This is a genomic window from Streptosporangium roseum DSM 43021 (assembly GCF_000024865.1).
In the GTDB taxonomy this organism is placed as follows: Bacteria; Actinomycetota; Actinomycetes; order Streptosporangiales; family Streptosporangiaceae; genus Streptosporangium; species Streptosporangium roseum.
The window spans coordinates 9,332,543-9,346,758 of sequence record NC_013595.1 but is presented as its reverse complement, the minus strand read 5'-3'; the positions used below and the strand labels follow the sequence as shown (position 1 = coordinate 9,346,758).

Here is a 14,216-nt window from a genome sequence, read left to right as displayed (position 1 = left end):
GTCCTCGCAGACGGGTGAGATCGGATGACCGGCAACAGGAAGCTGCACCTCGCCCTGATCCTCGGCGTCGCGGGGCTCTGCCTGCTCGCACTGGTCATGGCGCCGATGCTGATGGTGAGCACGTTCCCGTCCTTCACCGGCGGCGGGATGCCCGACTGCGAGGACATGGCCAGGACCGTGAGCGCGCAGTCCGAGACCGCGGCGTCGGACATACCGGCGGAATACCTGAAGCTGTACCACGAGCACGGCGAGAAGATCGGCGTGCAGTGGAACGTGCTCGCCGGGGTGGGCAAGCGGGAGACCGACCACGGGCGCTCCACGCTCCCCGGGGTGCGCAGCGGCACCAACTACGCCGGGGCCGCGGGGCCGATGCAGTTCCTGATCAGCACCTGGGGCGGCAAGGCGAAGATCAAGATCCCGTCGCGGTTCAACGGCTACGCCTCCGACGGCGACGACGACGGCTGGGCCGACGTCTACAACCCGGCGGACGCGATCCTGGGCGCGGCGAAGATGCTCAAGCGCAACGGCGCGCCGGAGGACGTACGGCGGTCGCTGTTCGTCTACAACCGGGCCTGGTGGTACGTGGACCAGGTCATGGAGATCGCCGGGAAGTACGCCGAGGACGGCGCGGTCAGCGTCCCTCCGGAGGCGGAGGCGGCCTGCGACGAGCCCCTGGTGGAGGCGGCGCCGAGCGGCACGGTGGCCGGGATCCTGGAGTACGCGCTGGCCCAGCGCGGCAAGCCGTACCTGTGGGGCGGCACCGGGCCGGACGCCTTCGACTGTTCCGGGATCATCTACATGGCCTACCGGAGCGTGGGCCTGAGCATCCCGCGCACGACCTTCGGCCAGTGGCCCTTCGGCGTGAAGATCGCGCCGGGTGACGAGCAGGCAGGGGATCTGGTCTTCTTCAACTCGGGGCCGGGCACCGGGGCCGACAATCCCGGGCACGTGGGCATGGTGGTCTCACCGGGCAAGATGGTCGAGGCGAGGTGCCGCCTGTGCGGGCCGATCAAGGTCACCACCTACCGCGACCGGACCGGCATCGTGGGGTTCACCCGGCCGTTGCGAAACCCCGATGTCCTCGCGCAGCTCAAATTAAGGGAGCAGGGCTGACACAATCGGGTGCCATGGACAAGGTCGTTGTGGGAGCCGCGATCGTCGACGGCAGCGGCAGACTGCTTGCCGCCCAGCGCGCCGAGCCACCTGAGCTCGCCGGTGGCTGGGAGTTACCCGGTGGAAAGGTCGATCCGGGGGAGGACGATCACACGGCGCTGATCCGGGAGTGCCAGGAGGAGCTCGGCGTCCTGGTCGAGGCCGGGGAGCAGGTCGGCGGCGACTGGCCGCTGACCGACGGTTACGTGCTCCGGGTCTGGCTGGCGGAGATCGTGGAAGGGGAGCCGGAGGCCAAGGAACACCTGGATCTGCGCTGGCTGCCCATGGACGAGCTGTACGACGTGCGATGGCTGCCCGCCGACCTGCCGATCGTGCGTGCCGTACAAGGTCAGCTCGACGAGGGTTGAGCGGTAACGTGTTGTGACATAACAGTTACTGGATGTGTCATTGTCGTGCGTCCGTATCGGGGGATCGGAGAAGTGCGGTGACCGGATGGTGGCAGCGTGCCCGGGTCGTGTCGGCCGTGGGGACGGGAGCGCTCCTTCTGGGGGGAGGTCCGGCGGTGTACGCGGCCGGGGCGGACGACCCCTCCGCGCTTCCCGCCGAGGCGGCGGAGGCCGACGAGCTCAACTCCTGGTCGCGATGGGTCCGCGCCGGTGACATGATCCGGTTCCGGGTGTGGCTGGAGGGATCGGGCACCGACGCCCGGCTGGCGGTCGAGACCACGCCCGCCGAGGCGCTCAGGGGCATCGAGTGCCCGCAGGCGATCGACCCCCAGCTGCTGGCCCGAGGCGGTCCCCAGCTGTGCTCCCTGGGAGAGGTCAACGCGCGCAGATCCGTGGACGTGCTGCTCGCCATGCCGGACGAGGCCGAGGACATCGAGCTGACCGCGGTGGCCCGGATGCGCAACCGCGAGGGCGTGTGGGTCACCCACACGGCCCGGACCACCGTCGAGAACCCGGAGTCCAGGGCCGCCGAGATCGTGAAGGCGGCCCAGGTCCTCAACCTGGCCGACCCCGTCCTGCCCCGGCCCGCGCCGGGCGTGCCTCCCCGGCCTCCGGGATCCCCCGCGGAGGGCGCGGGGGCGCCGGGGCGCGCCGAGGATACGGCGGCGGGCGCGGGGCAGGCCGTCCCGGCGGTCACCGGCAGTCCGCTCGCACCGTCCGCGACGCCGCCCGGTCCCGCGACGCCGCACGCTTCCGTGGATCCGCGCGCTTCCGTGACGCCGCGCGCTTCCGTGGATCCGCGCGCTTCCGTGACGCCGCGCGCTTCCGTGGAACCACACGCTTCCGTGACGCCGCACGGTCCCGGGGAACCGCCGGACGCCCTTCAGGTCCGGCCGGCGCCGGCCGCGCCGCTGAACCCGCCGGCGCTCGGGGCGCCGCGGATCGTGGGGGAGCCGGGGGCGCGGGCCGTGCCGCCGGATCCGCGCCCGAAGGACCGCCGTGAGGGGGAGGGGGCTCCGATGATCCTGGAGGAGCCCGAGACGCCCCAGGGGAGCGCCTCGGTCTACGAGGACCCCGGGGCCGAGCAGGTGGCGCCGGAGGCCTCCGGCGCCCCGGAGAGCGCCGATCCGAGCGCCGGGCCCTCCGGCCCGGCGGAGCAGGACGGCGGCGGTGCGGCCGCCGGGATGGGGCAGGGCGGCGGGGGGCCGCTGGAGCCGATGACGGCCGAGGGGCCGGCCTGGCCGAAGGGGGCGACCCAGGCGCGGCGGGCCGGGCGCGAGCAGGTGGACGCCGGGGCGCGTACGACGTCCTCGCTCTCGCAGGAGCTGGCAGAGGCCGGGCAGATGCCCCCTCTGACGGGAGAGGTGCCGCAGATGGCGGCGCCGATGCCGCAGCCACCCGGGCCGATCCCGCAGGTGTGGAACGACCCCAACCTCCGGATGCCGCTGGCCGCGCCCGCGCCGGTCGCTCCGCCGTCGTCGGTCATGGCGGACTCGCAGCCGCTGGGCGCGCCGTTGCCCCAGGACCTCGACGGGCCGAGCCAGGAGGTCAGGCCGATCGCCGAGTCGGGTCCGATCCTGACTGGAATGCGGGGGATCCCGGTAGTGGGAGTCGCGCTGGGGGTCCTGCTGGGGCTGCTCTGGCTGCAGATGAGGGTCCAGCGTCGCCGTGAAACGCGATCCGTGTTGTAAAAAGCACTTTGCTGTTACTTTTGCCCAACTAGTATTTTCCTTGACTCGTTCTGTATGGGAAATCCGCGGAGGGCACCGGTGACGCGATCACGGCGTACGGCGGCCGTCTCCGCCGTTGTCATGTCCCTGGGACTGAGCGGGGTGGTGCTGCTCGCCACCGCGCCGCTCACCGCCTCCACCCCCGCGGGCGCGGCAGTCCGGCTGATCGTCGCCAACCCCTCCGAGATCCCCGGTTGTGACGTCGACCCCGGGGCTCCGTGCGAGGAGCCCACGCCGGTCGTCACCGTCACGGTCACCGACGACCCCGAGGAGACGGCGACCACTCCGGCGCCGCAGAAGACGGTGACCACGGTCACCGTCCCCCCGACGACGAAGGCGCCTAAGCCCCCCAAGACCACGGCCCCGCCGGAGACGACCGCCCCGCCGGTCCCGACGTCCGACCCCGTCGTGCCGCCTCCCGTCGTCGCCACGTCGCCGACGTCGGAGCCCGAGGAGGCGACGGAACCGCAATTCCCCACCACCGAGCAGAGCCCGGCGCTACCCACGGCCTCGGCCGAGCCGACCGTCAGCCCGACGTTCGAGGACACCGCGCCCGCCGCGGTGCCCTACGAGATCCGCAACGCCGGCTCGGAGTTCGACGGGGCCACCCTGAGCGGCCAGCTCGCCATCCCGGCGCTGATCCTCGTGCTCCTGGTCCTGTTCGCCGTGCTGATCTTCGAAGGCAGGCTGCGCCGCCTGGCCCACGCCGCGGCGATCCGCCGCGCCGGCCCCCGCGCCCTGGGGCACCAGCGCGGCGACGTCATGAGCACGATGGGCTACCCCGCCGGCCCCGGCTACGGTCCCGCACCGGGTTTCCCGCACGGCGCCTACCAGGGCGGTGCGGCTTACGCCCCGATAATCAGCTTCGTCCCCATGCAGATGTACGCCCCGGTCTACCCGGAGGGCTACGCGCCGGAGCAGTATCCCCAGTCGTACGAGCAGCCGACGGCCTACCTGCCCCAGCCGGGCTACGAGCAGCCGCCCGCCGGTTACGTGGAGCAGCAGTACGGGCAGGCGCCCTACATGCAGGCGGGCCCGGACGCCGCGCCGGCCGCGTTCCAGGACCGGGGTGCCCAGCCGTACGGCGGCCCGCAGGGGCCGGGCGAGTTCCCCGGCGCGCCGTTCCCGCAGGAGCCGGCGCATGTCCGCGGCCACGCCCAGGAGCCGTTCCCCCCTGCGCCGGAGCAGTTCCGTGACCACCCGCAGTCCGGCGGGCCGGAAGGCTCCCTCCTCGAGAGCCCCGGGTCACACGGTGGGGCCCTCCCCTCGGAAGGCGCGCCGTTCCCGTACGACCCCGAGTCCCCCCGCCAGGACGGGCCGCAGCCCCCGTACGGTCCCGGCCCGCAGTTCCCGCAGGGCTCCGGCCGTCAGGACGGGCCGCAGCCCCTGTACGGTCCCGGCCCGCAGTTCCCGCCGGGGCGTGACTTCCAGGACGGTCCCGTTCCGCAGGGGCCGGGCGAGTTCCCCGGCGCGCCGTTCCCGCTGGAGCCGCCGCACGCCGGTGGCCCCGGCCAGGACCCCCTCATCGGCCCGCCGCCCTCCGAGCCCACCAGCACGGCGGTCTACCCTCTCCCAGGCCAGGACACCGGCAAGAAGAGGCGCGGCCTCTTCCGCCGTCCCAAGTAGCCGCCGGGAGCGGATCCGGAGCCGCCGCCGTACGGGCGGTGGCGACCGTGTCCCGATGGGGAGAGGTGCCGGCGGCACGGAGCGGCGAGGTCGTCCGCCTCCGCCGGGAAACGGGCGCCGAAGTCGTCGACCCGCGTCGCGGGCCGTTCGGACCGCCTGTCACGCGATGGCCGGAGGGCGTCGCGGAGACGCGGCAGCGCCGGCCGCGGGGAGGCGGGCCGGCGCTGCCGAGGGGGGTCAGCTCTTCGAGCCGGAGCGCTTGAAGATCTTGCTGCCGAGCCAGACCAGCGGGTCGTACTTGCGGTCGACCACGCGTTCCTTCATCGGGATCAACGCGTTGTCGGTGATCTTGATGTGCTCGGGGCAGACCTCGGTGCAGCACTTGGTGATGTTGCAGTAGCCCAGGCCGTGCTCCTCCTGGGCGGAGTCCTTGCGATCGGCCACGTCGTAGGGGTGCATGTCCAGCTCGGCGATCCGCATGAGGAAGCGCGGGCCGGCGAAGTTGGTCTTGTTCTCCTCGTGGTCACGGATCACGTGGCAGACGTTGTTGCACATGAAGCACTCGATGCACTTGCGGAACTCCTGGGACCGCTCGACGTCGATCTGCTGCATGCGGTACTCGCCGGGCTTCACGTCCGCCGGCGGGGTGAAGGAGGGGATCTCCCGGGCCTTCTGGTAGTTGAACGACACGTCCGTGACCAGGTCCTTGATCACCGGGAACGTCCGCATGGGCGTCACGGTGATCGTCTCGTCCTCCGTGAAGGTGGACATCCGGGTCATGCAGCCGAGCTTGGGCCTGCCGTTGATCTCCATGGAACAGGAGCCGCACTTGCCTGCCTTGCAGTTCCAGCGGACCGCGAGGTCGGGAGCCTGCGTGGCCTGGAGCCTGTGGATGATGTCGAGGACGACCTCGCCCTCGTTCACCTCGACGGTGAAGTCCTCAAGCTTGCCCTCGCCGCCCTCGCCCCGCCACACGCGGAACTTCGCCTTGTAACTCATGGCTACTCCTTGACCAACGCGTCGAAGTCGGCCAGCTCATCCTCGGTGATGTACTTCTTCAGCTCGTCCCGGTCGAACAGCTTGATCAGGTCCTCGCGCATGGCGGGCTGGACCTTCTCCTCGACGGTCACGCCTGAGCCGTCGGGGGAGAGCCCGCAGAGCAGGATCTTGCGGCGCCACTCGGACGACATGCCCGGGAAGTCGTCGCGGGTGTGACCGCCGCGGCTCTCCTGGCGGAGCAGGGCCGCCTTGGCCACGCACTCGGAGACCAGGAGCATGTTGCGCAGGTCGAGGGAGAGGTGCCAGCCGGGGTTGTAGATCCGGCTGCCGACCGCGCCGACCCCCCGGGCCCGCTCCTTCAGCTTGCCCACCGCCTCCAGGGCCTCGGTGACCTCCTCGGCCTTGCGGATGATGCCGACCAGCTCGTTCATCGTCCGCTGCAGCTCGTGGTGGACCTCGTAGGGGTTCTCGCCGGCGCGCTCCAGCGGGGCGAGTGCCTCCGCCTTCGCGGTGTCCACCGAATCCGGGGAGACCTTCGGGCGGGCCGCGAGCCCGTCCACGTACGCGGCCGCTCCGGCGCCCGCGCGGCGGCCGAACACCAGCAGGTCCGACAGCGAGTTGCCGCCCAGCCGGTTGGAGCCGTGCATGCCGCCGGAGACCTCGCCGGCCGCGAACAGCCCGGGGACGTCCGCAGCGCCGGTGTCGGCGTCCACCTCCACGCCGCCCATGATGTAGTGGCAGGTCGGGCCGACCTGCATGGGCTCCTTGGTGATGTCGACGTCGGCCAGCTCCTTGAACTGGTGGTGCATCGACGGCAGCCGCCTGACGATCTCGGCGGCCGGCAGCCGGCTGGAGACGTCGAGGTAGACGCCGCCCTGCGGGGATCCGCGGCCGGCCTTCACCTCGGAGTTGATGGCCCGCGCCACCTCGTCACGGGGGAGCAGCTCCGGGGGACGGCGGTTGTTGGCCTGGTCGGTGTACCAGCGGTCGCCCTCCTCCTCGGTGGTGGCGTACTTGTCCTTGAACACCTCGGGGATGTAGTCGAACATGAAGCGCTTGCCGTCGGAGTTCTTCAGCACCCCGCCGTCACCGCGGACGGACTCGGTGACGAGGATGCCGCGGACCGACGGCGGCCAGACCATCCCGGTGGGGTGGAACTGGATGAACTCCATGTTGATCAGCTTCGCCCCGGCCAGCAGCGCCAGCGCGTGGCCGTCCCCGGTGTACTCCCAGGAGTTGGAGGTCACCACGTAGGACTTGCCGATGCCGCCCGTGGCCAGCACGACCGCGGGGGTGTCGAACAGGATGAGCTTGCCGTTCTCCCGCCAGTAGCCGAAGGCGCCGGAGATCGCGTCCCCGTCCTTGAGCAGGCGGGTCACCGTACATTCCTGGAAGACCTTGATGTAGGCCTCGGCGTCGCCGTGCAGCTTCTCGTCCTCCTGCTGGAGCGCGACCACGCGCTGCTGCAGGGTGCGGATCAGCTCCAGGCCGGTACGGTCGCCGACGTGGGCGAGCCGGGGATATTCGTGCCCGCCGAAGTTGCGCTGGCTGATCTTGCCGTCCTTGGTGCGGTCGAACAGCGCACCCCACGCCTCCAGCTCCCAGACCCGGTCCGGCGCCTCCTTGGCGTGCAGCTCGGCCATCCGCCAGTTGTTGAGGAACTTGCCGCCGCGCATGGTGTCACGGAAGTGCACCATCCAGTTGTCGGCACTGTTGACGTTGCCCATGGCCGCGGCCGCGCCGCCCTCGGCCATGACCGTGTGTGCCTTGCCGAACAGCGACTTGCAGACGATCGCCGTCCGCTTGCCCTGCTGGCGGGCTTCGATGGCCGCCCGCAGTCCTGCTCCGCCGGCGCCGATGACGACGACGTCGTATTCGTGACGCTCGATTTCCACAGCAGATCCTTATGCGAACGGGAAGTTGATGATGCCCTTGGCGACCAGCCGGACGTAGAGGTCGGCGCCCATCACCGAGAACATCGAGATCAGCGCCAGCTCCTGGTGCTTGGCGTTGAGTTTGGAGACGAAGCCCCACGCCCTGTAGCGGACGGGGTGCTTGGAGAAGTGGTTCAGCCGCCCGGCCGTGATGTGACGGCAGGAGTGGCACGACAGCGTGTACAGGTTGATCAGTACGGCGTTGGCGATGAGGATCCACGTCCCGAGCCCCGTCGGGTTGCCGATGAGGGCCTTCACCGCGTCGATGGCGAGGACCAGGCCGACCACGATCGCCGCGTAGAAGAAGTAGCGGTGGACGTTCTGCAGGATCAGCGGGAAGCGGGACTCACCGGTGTACTTGCTGTGCGGCTCGTTCACCCCGCACGCCGGGGGCGACAGCCAGAAGCCCCGGTAGTAGGCCTTGCGGTAGTAGTAGCAGGTGAAGCGGAAGCCGGCGGGCAGGCCCAGGATGAGCAGGCCCGGAGGCAGGGTGTACCAGTCGCCGAAGGGCGCGAAGCCGAACAGGCGCGACTCCGGCGGGCAGCTGGTCGCCAGGCACGGGGACGCGAACGGAGCGTGATACGGGGACACGAAGTAGTCCGTGTCGAAGATCGCCCACGTGGCGTAGACGAGGAACGCAGTGAAGATGATGAAGGTGATCAGTGGATAGCGCCACCACTGGTCGGTACGCAGGGTGCGCTCCTTGATCTGCGCACGCTGTCTTCTGGCCGGGCTGTCGGCCGTTGTCTGGGTCATCGGTGACCTCTCCACCTCCCACGGACCCCGCTCGCCAAGGGTCCGGGTCGTTTCAGTTGTGCCGCGCGCTGGGCCATGGTCGCGCCGGCTCACACGTGCGCGCGCATATTGGTGGGGATACGTTACGACGGAGCCCGGGGGTTATGTGAGAAGGGTCACTCACATTTTCACTGACCGGATGTGATTCCTGTCACGTTAGTCAGGCAGAGGCCATCGACCTGCCATGATCTGCGGGCTGAGCGGGTCTCCAGGGAGATTCTCGGTCAGCCCGGTCTGGGCGGCGGGAACGCTCCGGCTCAGTAGTGCTGGTCGGAGTTGGGCAGCTTGACGACGGTGACGAAGAAGTCGTCGATCCGCCGGACCACGCTGATGAACTGGTCGAAGTCCACCGGCTTGGAGACGTAGGCGTTGGCGTGCAGGTTGTAGCTGCGCAGGATGTCCTCCTCGGACTCCGAGGTCGTCAGCACGACCACGGGGATGCCGCGGAGCCGCTCGTCGCCCTTGATGTCCTGGAGCACCTCGCGGCCGTCCTTGCGGGGCAGGTTGAGGTCCAGCAGGATCAGGTCCGGCCGGGGCGCGTCGGCGTACTCGCCCTCCTTGCGGAGGAAGGCCATGGCCTGCTCGCCGTCGTTGACGACGTGCAGCTTGTTCCTGACCTTGTTGAGCTCGAACGCCTCCCGCGTCAGCAGGACGTCGCCCGGGTCGTCCTCGACCAGGAGCACGTCGATCCAGCGCAGGTCATTCATCCGTATCTCCGTAAGGAAGGGTCCAGCGGAAGGTCGTGCCGGGTCTGTCGGGCTCCTCGCCGTCCACCCAGATCCGGCCGCCGTGGTATTCGACGATCTTCTTGCACAGCGCCAGCCCGATGCCGGTGCCGGCGTAGACGTCGCGCCCGTGCAGGCGCTGGAAGATCAGGAAGATCCTGTCAGTGTATTTGCTCTCGATGCCTATCCCGTTGTCGGCGCAGGAGAACTCCCACATGTCCCCGTCGCGCCGGACTCCGATGTGGATCCGCGGCGGCTCCTGCGAGCGGAACTTGACCGCGTTGCCGACGAGGTTCTGGAAGAGCTGGGTGAGCTGGGCCCGGTTGCCGTGCACGGTGGGCAGGTCGTCGGAGCTGATCGTGGCCCCGGCGTCCTCGATCGTCACGGCGAGGTTGTTCAGCGCGGCCTGAAGGGACAGGCCCGTGTCGATCGCGGTCCGCTCGCCGCCGAGCCTGCCGACCCGGGAGAAGTCGAGCAGGTCGTTGATCAGTAGCTGCATGCGCTTGGCGCCGTCGACGGCGAAGGCGATGTACTGCTTGGCACGGTCGTCGAGCTGGTCGCCGTAGCGCTGGTCGAGCATCTGGGTGAAGCTGGCCACCTTGCGCAGCGGCTCCTGCAGGTCGTGGCTCGCCACGTAGGCGAACTGCTCCAGCTCGCCGTTGGAGCGGCGCAGCTCCGTCGTCTGCTCCTCCAGCTTGCTCTGCGCCTCCGAGGCCCGCCGCCACTCGGTGAGGATGCGGCGCCGCATGGCGTCCACGTGGCTGGAGAGCTCGGCCAGCTCGGAGGGGCGCTCGACCCTGAGCTTGTGCTCGAAGTCTCCCTGGGCGACCGCGCGGACCTGGCCGTTCAGCTCCGCCATCGGACGCAGTACGGCGTGCCGGACGATGAGCACGGAACCGATCCCGGCCAGGACCAGCACACCGGCCACCCCGCCGAGCGCCAGGTAGAGAGCCTGCCAGCCCCTCTCCAGCCGGAGGCCGCCCTCCACGTGCAGCCGGTTCAGGTGGTCCTGGAGCGCGGTGAGCGACTGGCGGATCTCGGTGAAGCGGGCGGCGTTGACGGGCGCGTTCTGCCGGTTGGAGGCCTCGGTCTTCAACGTCGGCACCGAGGCGATGAGCTTCTCCGCGTAGTCGCGCCGCCAGGCCTCTCCGGCCGCCTTCAGCCGGGCGACCTCGGCGGCGACCGTCCGCTTCTCCGGCATCCGGGACATCAGCCCGTCGATCGCGGTCAGCGCGCCGGCCTCCGCGGCGACCGCCTTGCGGTAGTCCTGGAGGGACGCCTCCTCGTTGGTCCTGCCGTAGGCCCGGACCGAGCTCTCCTGCGAGGTCAGCGCGTTGGAGATCTCCAGGGCGCGCAGCGCCGCGGGGTCGACGACGTCCACCACGGCCACCCTGGCCTCGCGGGTCTCCTCGATCGAGATGACGGTGAAGGCGCCGGCGACGGTGAACACCATCAGGATGAACACCCCCGCGAGCAGGAACCACTGCCCGACCCGGAGCTTGCCGAAGCCCGTCGCCGGGGTGGCGGCGGGCAGGGGGCGCAGGCCGTGGCGGACGTTCAACGCTTCTCGCCGCGTGAGATGAGCACGGCCGCGAGGTCGTCGCTGAGCGCGTCCTGGTTCAGCTCGATCACCCGGTCGATGAGCCGGTCGAGGTGGATCCCGCCCTGCTCGTGGACCAGGCGGAGCAGGCCCTCGGTCCCGAGCAGGTCGGGGCCGCCGCCGACGGTGGCCTCGATCAGGCCGTCGGTGTAGAGCAGCAGGGACCAGTCGGCGCCCAGCGGCACCTCGATCTCCGACCAGTCGACGCCCTGGAAGATGCCGAGCGGCGGCCCCGAGGGGGTGCCCTGGACCACGCCGATCACGCCGTCGCGGATCAGCAGGGGCGGCGGGTGGCCGACCACGTGCATGCGCGCGGTGCCGAGCGCGGGGTCGATCGTGACGATGCACAGCGTCGTGAAGATCTCCGCGGACTTGCGTTCGAGGCGGAGCACCGAGTCGAGAGTGCGCAGCAGCTCATTGCCGGTGTGCCCGGCGAGGACCAGGGTCCGCCAGGCGATCCGCAGCGCGACGCCCAGCGCGGCCTCGTCCGGGCCGTGCCCGCACACGTCGCCGACCACCACGTGCACGGCGCCGTCGGGGCTCTGCACGGTGTCCCAGAAGTCGCCGGCGAGCAGGGCCCGGCGGCGGCCGGGCAGGTAGCGGGCCTGGTGCTCCAGGAGCCCGGGTTCCAGCAGCGGCACCGGCAGCAGCCCGCGTTCGAGGCGGGAGTTCTCCTTGGTGAGCAGCTCGGCCTCGACCAGCCTGCGCTGGGCCAGGTCGGCGCGCTTGCGCTCCATCGCGTAGCGGATCGCCCGCGCCAGCAGCCGGGCCTCCACGTCCTGCTTGACCAGGAAGTCCTGGGCGCCCGCGGCCACGGCCTCCGCGCCCACGTGGGTGTCGTTCAGCCCGGTCAGCACGAGCACGGCGGCGTGCGGCGCCATGGAGAGCACCTGCTCCAGCGCTTCGAGGCCGGTCGCGTCGGGCAGCGAGAGGTCCACGAGCACGCACTGCACGTCCTGTGTCAGCCGTACCCGGCTCTCCGCCAGGCTGCGCACCCAGATGATCTTCGGTGGATCGTCCGACTCGCCGAGCAGCTCCTCCACGAGGAAGGCATCGCCCGCGTCGTCCTCGATGAGAAGGATCGTGAGCGTGTCATGGGGAGGGGCGGTCACTGACGCCTCTTTGCGAGATCGGGGGGACACCTATTAACGCTATGCAGAATAGTGTGACACCAGGACTTATGGGACGGTGATCGACCGCGGACTCCCGCCGGTGGTCCGGAGTGGGGCGGATGCCGCGACCCCTGCCCCGGTGCGGTCGCCCGAGGACCCCGACCATTTTCTACGGCCCGCGCCTTCCCCGGTATGCCGATCCGGCAAAGATCCCGGAAATGGCCCCGATCAGCCCTCGGTTATCAGCTCCAGGCCTTCGGGAAGGCTGCCCTCGTGGGCGGCCTCGGCCAGGAAGAACAGCAGGGTGTCGTGGAAGGCCTGGGCGGCGCGGGTGGGTTCGACGTCCTTGCGGTGCGCGATGGCGATGGTGCGCTGCAGCCCTGGGGGCGCCAGCGGCGTCCCGGTCAGGCCGGGGCGGCCGTCCAGCACCATCGAGGGGACCAGCGCGATCCCCAGCCCGGCCTCCACGAAACGGAGCACGGCGTCCATCTCGCCCCCCTCCACCGACAGCCTGGGCTCGAACCCGGCCTGGCGGCAGGCGCCGAGCGTGGCCTCCCGCAGGTCGTAGCCGCGCCGGAACATCACCATCGGCTGCCCGCGCAGCTCCTCTATCCGCAGGTACGGCCTGCGAGCCTGGGAGTCGGTGGGGGAGACGACGACCAGGTTCTCCCGCAGGACCTCCTCGGTGACCAGGGCGGGGTCGTCGCTCTGCAGGGGCATGATGATCAACGCGAGGTCGAGCTGGCCGCGCGCCAGGGTGCGGACCAGGTCGCGGGAGCCGCCCTCCTCCACGAGCAGCTCGATGCCGGGGTAGGCGCGGTGGAACCTGGCCAGGGCGTCGGCCATCAGCCCGGCGCAGAGCGAGGGCGTGGCGCCCAGCCGGACCCGGCCGCGGCGCAGCCCGGCCAGCTCGCCGACCTCGCGCCGCGCGGTCTCGGCGTCGGCCAGCATCCGGCGTGCCAGCGGCAGCAGGGCCTCCCCGGCGGCGGTGAGGGTGACGTTCCCCCGGGCGCGGCTGAGCAGCGGCGCGCCGAGCTCGGCCTCCAGGGCCTTGACCTGCTTGCTGAGCGACGGCTGGGCGACGCGCATCCGTTCGGCGGCCTGAGTGAAGTGCCGGGCCTCGGCTACCGCCACGAAGTAGGCGAGTTGCTGGAGCTGCACGTTTCCCTAGCGTACGGAGGCGCCGGTGGCGCATCCGGGGCGGCCCCCGCCGTCGGGGATGATGTGAGATTGCTCGCACCGGCCCGCGGGACCCCGGGAACGAAGCCGCCCGGACGCAGAGATAATAGCCGGAGGCTATGGAAACGACATCCACGATGACTTGGACGGAGGGAAACCACCTTACCTAGCGTCGCGTGTGTGACTGCCACGATTGAGCGCGGATCCGCCACCGCGCGGGTCAACCCCCCCGCGGACGCCGCCGCGAAGACCGCGAAACCCCGGAGGCCCGGATTGCTGGGCTCCTCCAACGGTAAGAAGGCTGTGATGGCCGTCACGGGCGCCATCCTGGTGCTCTTCCTCATCGGCCACATGGCCGGGAACCTCAAGAGCTTCTTCGGCGCCGAGTCCTTCAACTCCTACGCCGAGTTCCTGCGGACCATGGGCGAGCCGATCGTCCCGCGGCGCGTCCTGCTGACCGTCGTCGAGGTCGTGCTGGCCGCGGCCGTCGGGCTGCACATGTGGTCGGCGATCTCCCTGGCCCGCCGGGCGCGCAAGGCCCGCCCGGTCAAGTACGCGGCCAAGCGCAAGTCCCAGGCGGGCGGCTACGCCGTGCACACCATGCGGTACGGCGGTGTGATCATCGTCCTGTTCGTCATCTGGCACCTGCTGGACCTGACGTTCGGCGCGGTCAACCCGGCCGGCTGGGACGGCACGCCGTACGACCGGCTGGTGCAGGGCTTCGACCCGTCGCGCTGGTGGGTCACGGTCTTCTACGTGGTCGCGGTCATCATGGTCGGCCTGCACCTGAGGCACGGCCTGTGGAGCGCGTTCCAGACGCTCGGCCTGGCGAGCGGCCGCAGCTACCGCCCGCTCAAGGGCGTCGCCGCCGGGATCTCCGCGGTGCTGGTCCTCGGCTTCCTCGCCGTCCCCCTCGCCGTCATGGCCGGGGCGATCAAGTGAGCGGATCCGACGCAG

The 14,216-nt window shown here is 70.6% G+C and carries 12 protein-coding genes; 5 read left to right on the top strand and 7 right to left on the bottom strand.

What is annotated here, in order from left to right:
* The first annotated feature begins 24 nt into the window (after positions 1-24).
* The 4 genes from SROS_RS40905 to SROS_RS40885 all read left to right on the top strand — a co-directional run bounded on the left by SROS_RS40905 (position 25) and on the right by SROS_RS40885 (position 4,915).
* Positions 25-1,113 (top strand): C40 family peptidase, encoded by a 1,089-nt coding sequence (locus SROS_RS40905; protein WP_012894842.1) that lies wholly within the window; start codon positions 25-27, stop codon positions 1,111-1,113.
* 14 nt (positions 1,114-1,127) lie between these two features.
* A complete protein-coding gene (locus tag SROS_RS40900; RefSeq protein ID WP_012894841.1) occupies positions 1,128-1,520 on the top strand; it encodes a (deoxy)nucleoside triphosphate pyrophosphohydrolase in 393 nt (130 codons plus the stop codon).
* Between the two features lie 77 nt (positions 1,521-1,597).
* A complete protein-coding gene (locus SROS_RS46665) occupies positions 1,598-3,250 on the top strand; it encodes a hypothetical protein (protein WP_148269373.1) in 1,653 nt (550 codons plus the stop codon).
* A gap of 78 nt (positions 3,251-3,328) precedes the next feature.
* Positions 3,329-4,915 (top strand): hypothetical protein, encoded by a 1,587-nt coding sequence (locus tag SROS_RS40885; RefSeq protein WP_012894839.1) that lies wholly within the window; start codon positions 3,329-3,331, stop codon positions 4,913-4,915.
* A gap of 237 nt (positions 4,916-5,152) precedes the next feature.
* On the opposite strand, the gene SROS_RS40880 is transcribed toward SROS_RS40885, so the two are convergent.
* The 7 genes from SROS_RS40880 to SROS_RS40850 all read right to left on the bottom strand — a co-directional run bounded on the left by SROS_RS40880 (position 5,153) and on the right by SROS_RS40850 (position 13,241).
* Positions 5,153-5,914: a succinate dehydrogenase/fumarate reductase iron-sulfur subunit gene (locus SROS_RS40880; protein ID WP_012894838.1), complete on the bottom strand. Its 762-nt coding sequence runs from the start codon at positions 5,912-5,914 to the stop codon at positions 5,153-5,155.
* A 2-nt stretch (positions 5,915-5,916) separates the two neighbouring features.
* Positions 5,917-7,809 carry a fumarate reductase/succinate dehydrogenase flavoprotein subunit gene (locus SROS_RS40875; RefSeq protein WP_012894837.1) on the bottom strand — a complete coding sequence of 631 codons (1,893 nt, stop codon included), beginning with the start codon at positions 7,807-7,809 and terminating at the stop codon, positions 5,917-5,919.
* A gap of 9 nt (positions 7,810-7,818) precedes the next feature.
* Positions 7,819-8,604: a hypothetical protein gene (locus SROS_RS40870; protein WP_012894836.1), complete on the bottom strand. Its 786-nt coding sequence runs from the start codon at positions 8,602-8,604 to the stop codon at positions 7,819-7,821.
* A 296-nt stretch (positions 8,605-8,900) separates the two neighbouring features.
* Positions 8,901-9,350: a response regulator gene (locus tag SROS_RS40865; RefSeq protein WP_012894835.1), complete on the bottom strand. Its 450-nt coding sequence runs from the start codon at positions 9,348-9,350 to the stop codon at positions 8,901-8,903.
* Positions 9,343-10,929 carry a sensor histidine kinase gene (locus SROS_RS40860; RefSeq protein WP_012894834.1) on the bottom strand — a complete coding sequence of 529 codons (1,587 nt, stop codon included), beginning with the start codon at positions 10,927-10,929 and terminating at the stop codon, positions 9,343-9,345. The genes SROS_RS40865 and SROS_RS40860 overlap by 8 nt, the downstream gene beginning before the upstream one ends.
* A complete protein-coding gene (locus SROS_RS40855) occupies positions 10,926-12,080 on the bottom strand; it encodes a PP2C family protein-serine/threonine phosphatase (RefSeq protein ID WP_148269372.1) in 1,155 nt (384 codons plus the stop codon). Before SROS_RS40855 ends, SROS_RS40860 begins: the two co-directional genes overlap by 4 nt.
* Before the next feature lie 228 nt (positions 12,081-12,308).
* Complete coding sequence (locus SROS_RS40850; protein WP_012894832.1) at positions 12,309-13,241, bottom strand: LysR family transcriptional regulator; 933 nt, start codon at positions 13,239-13,241, stop codon at positions 12,309-12,311.
* Positions 13,242-13,439: 198 nt separating this feature from the next.
* Between SROS_RS40850 and SROS_RS40845 the strand changes: the two genes are divergently transcribed.
* The gene (locus tag SROS_RS40845) at positions 13,440-14,201 is read left to right on the top strand and encodes a succinate dehydrogenase cytochrome b subunit (RefSeq protein WP_012894831.1); all 762 of its coding nucleotides are present in this window, start codon (positions 13,440-13,442) and stop codon (positions 14,199-14,201) included.
* Positions 14,202-14,216: the final 15 nt, after the last annotated feature.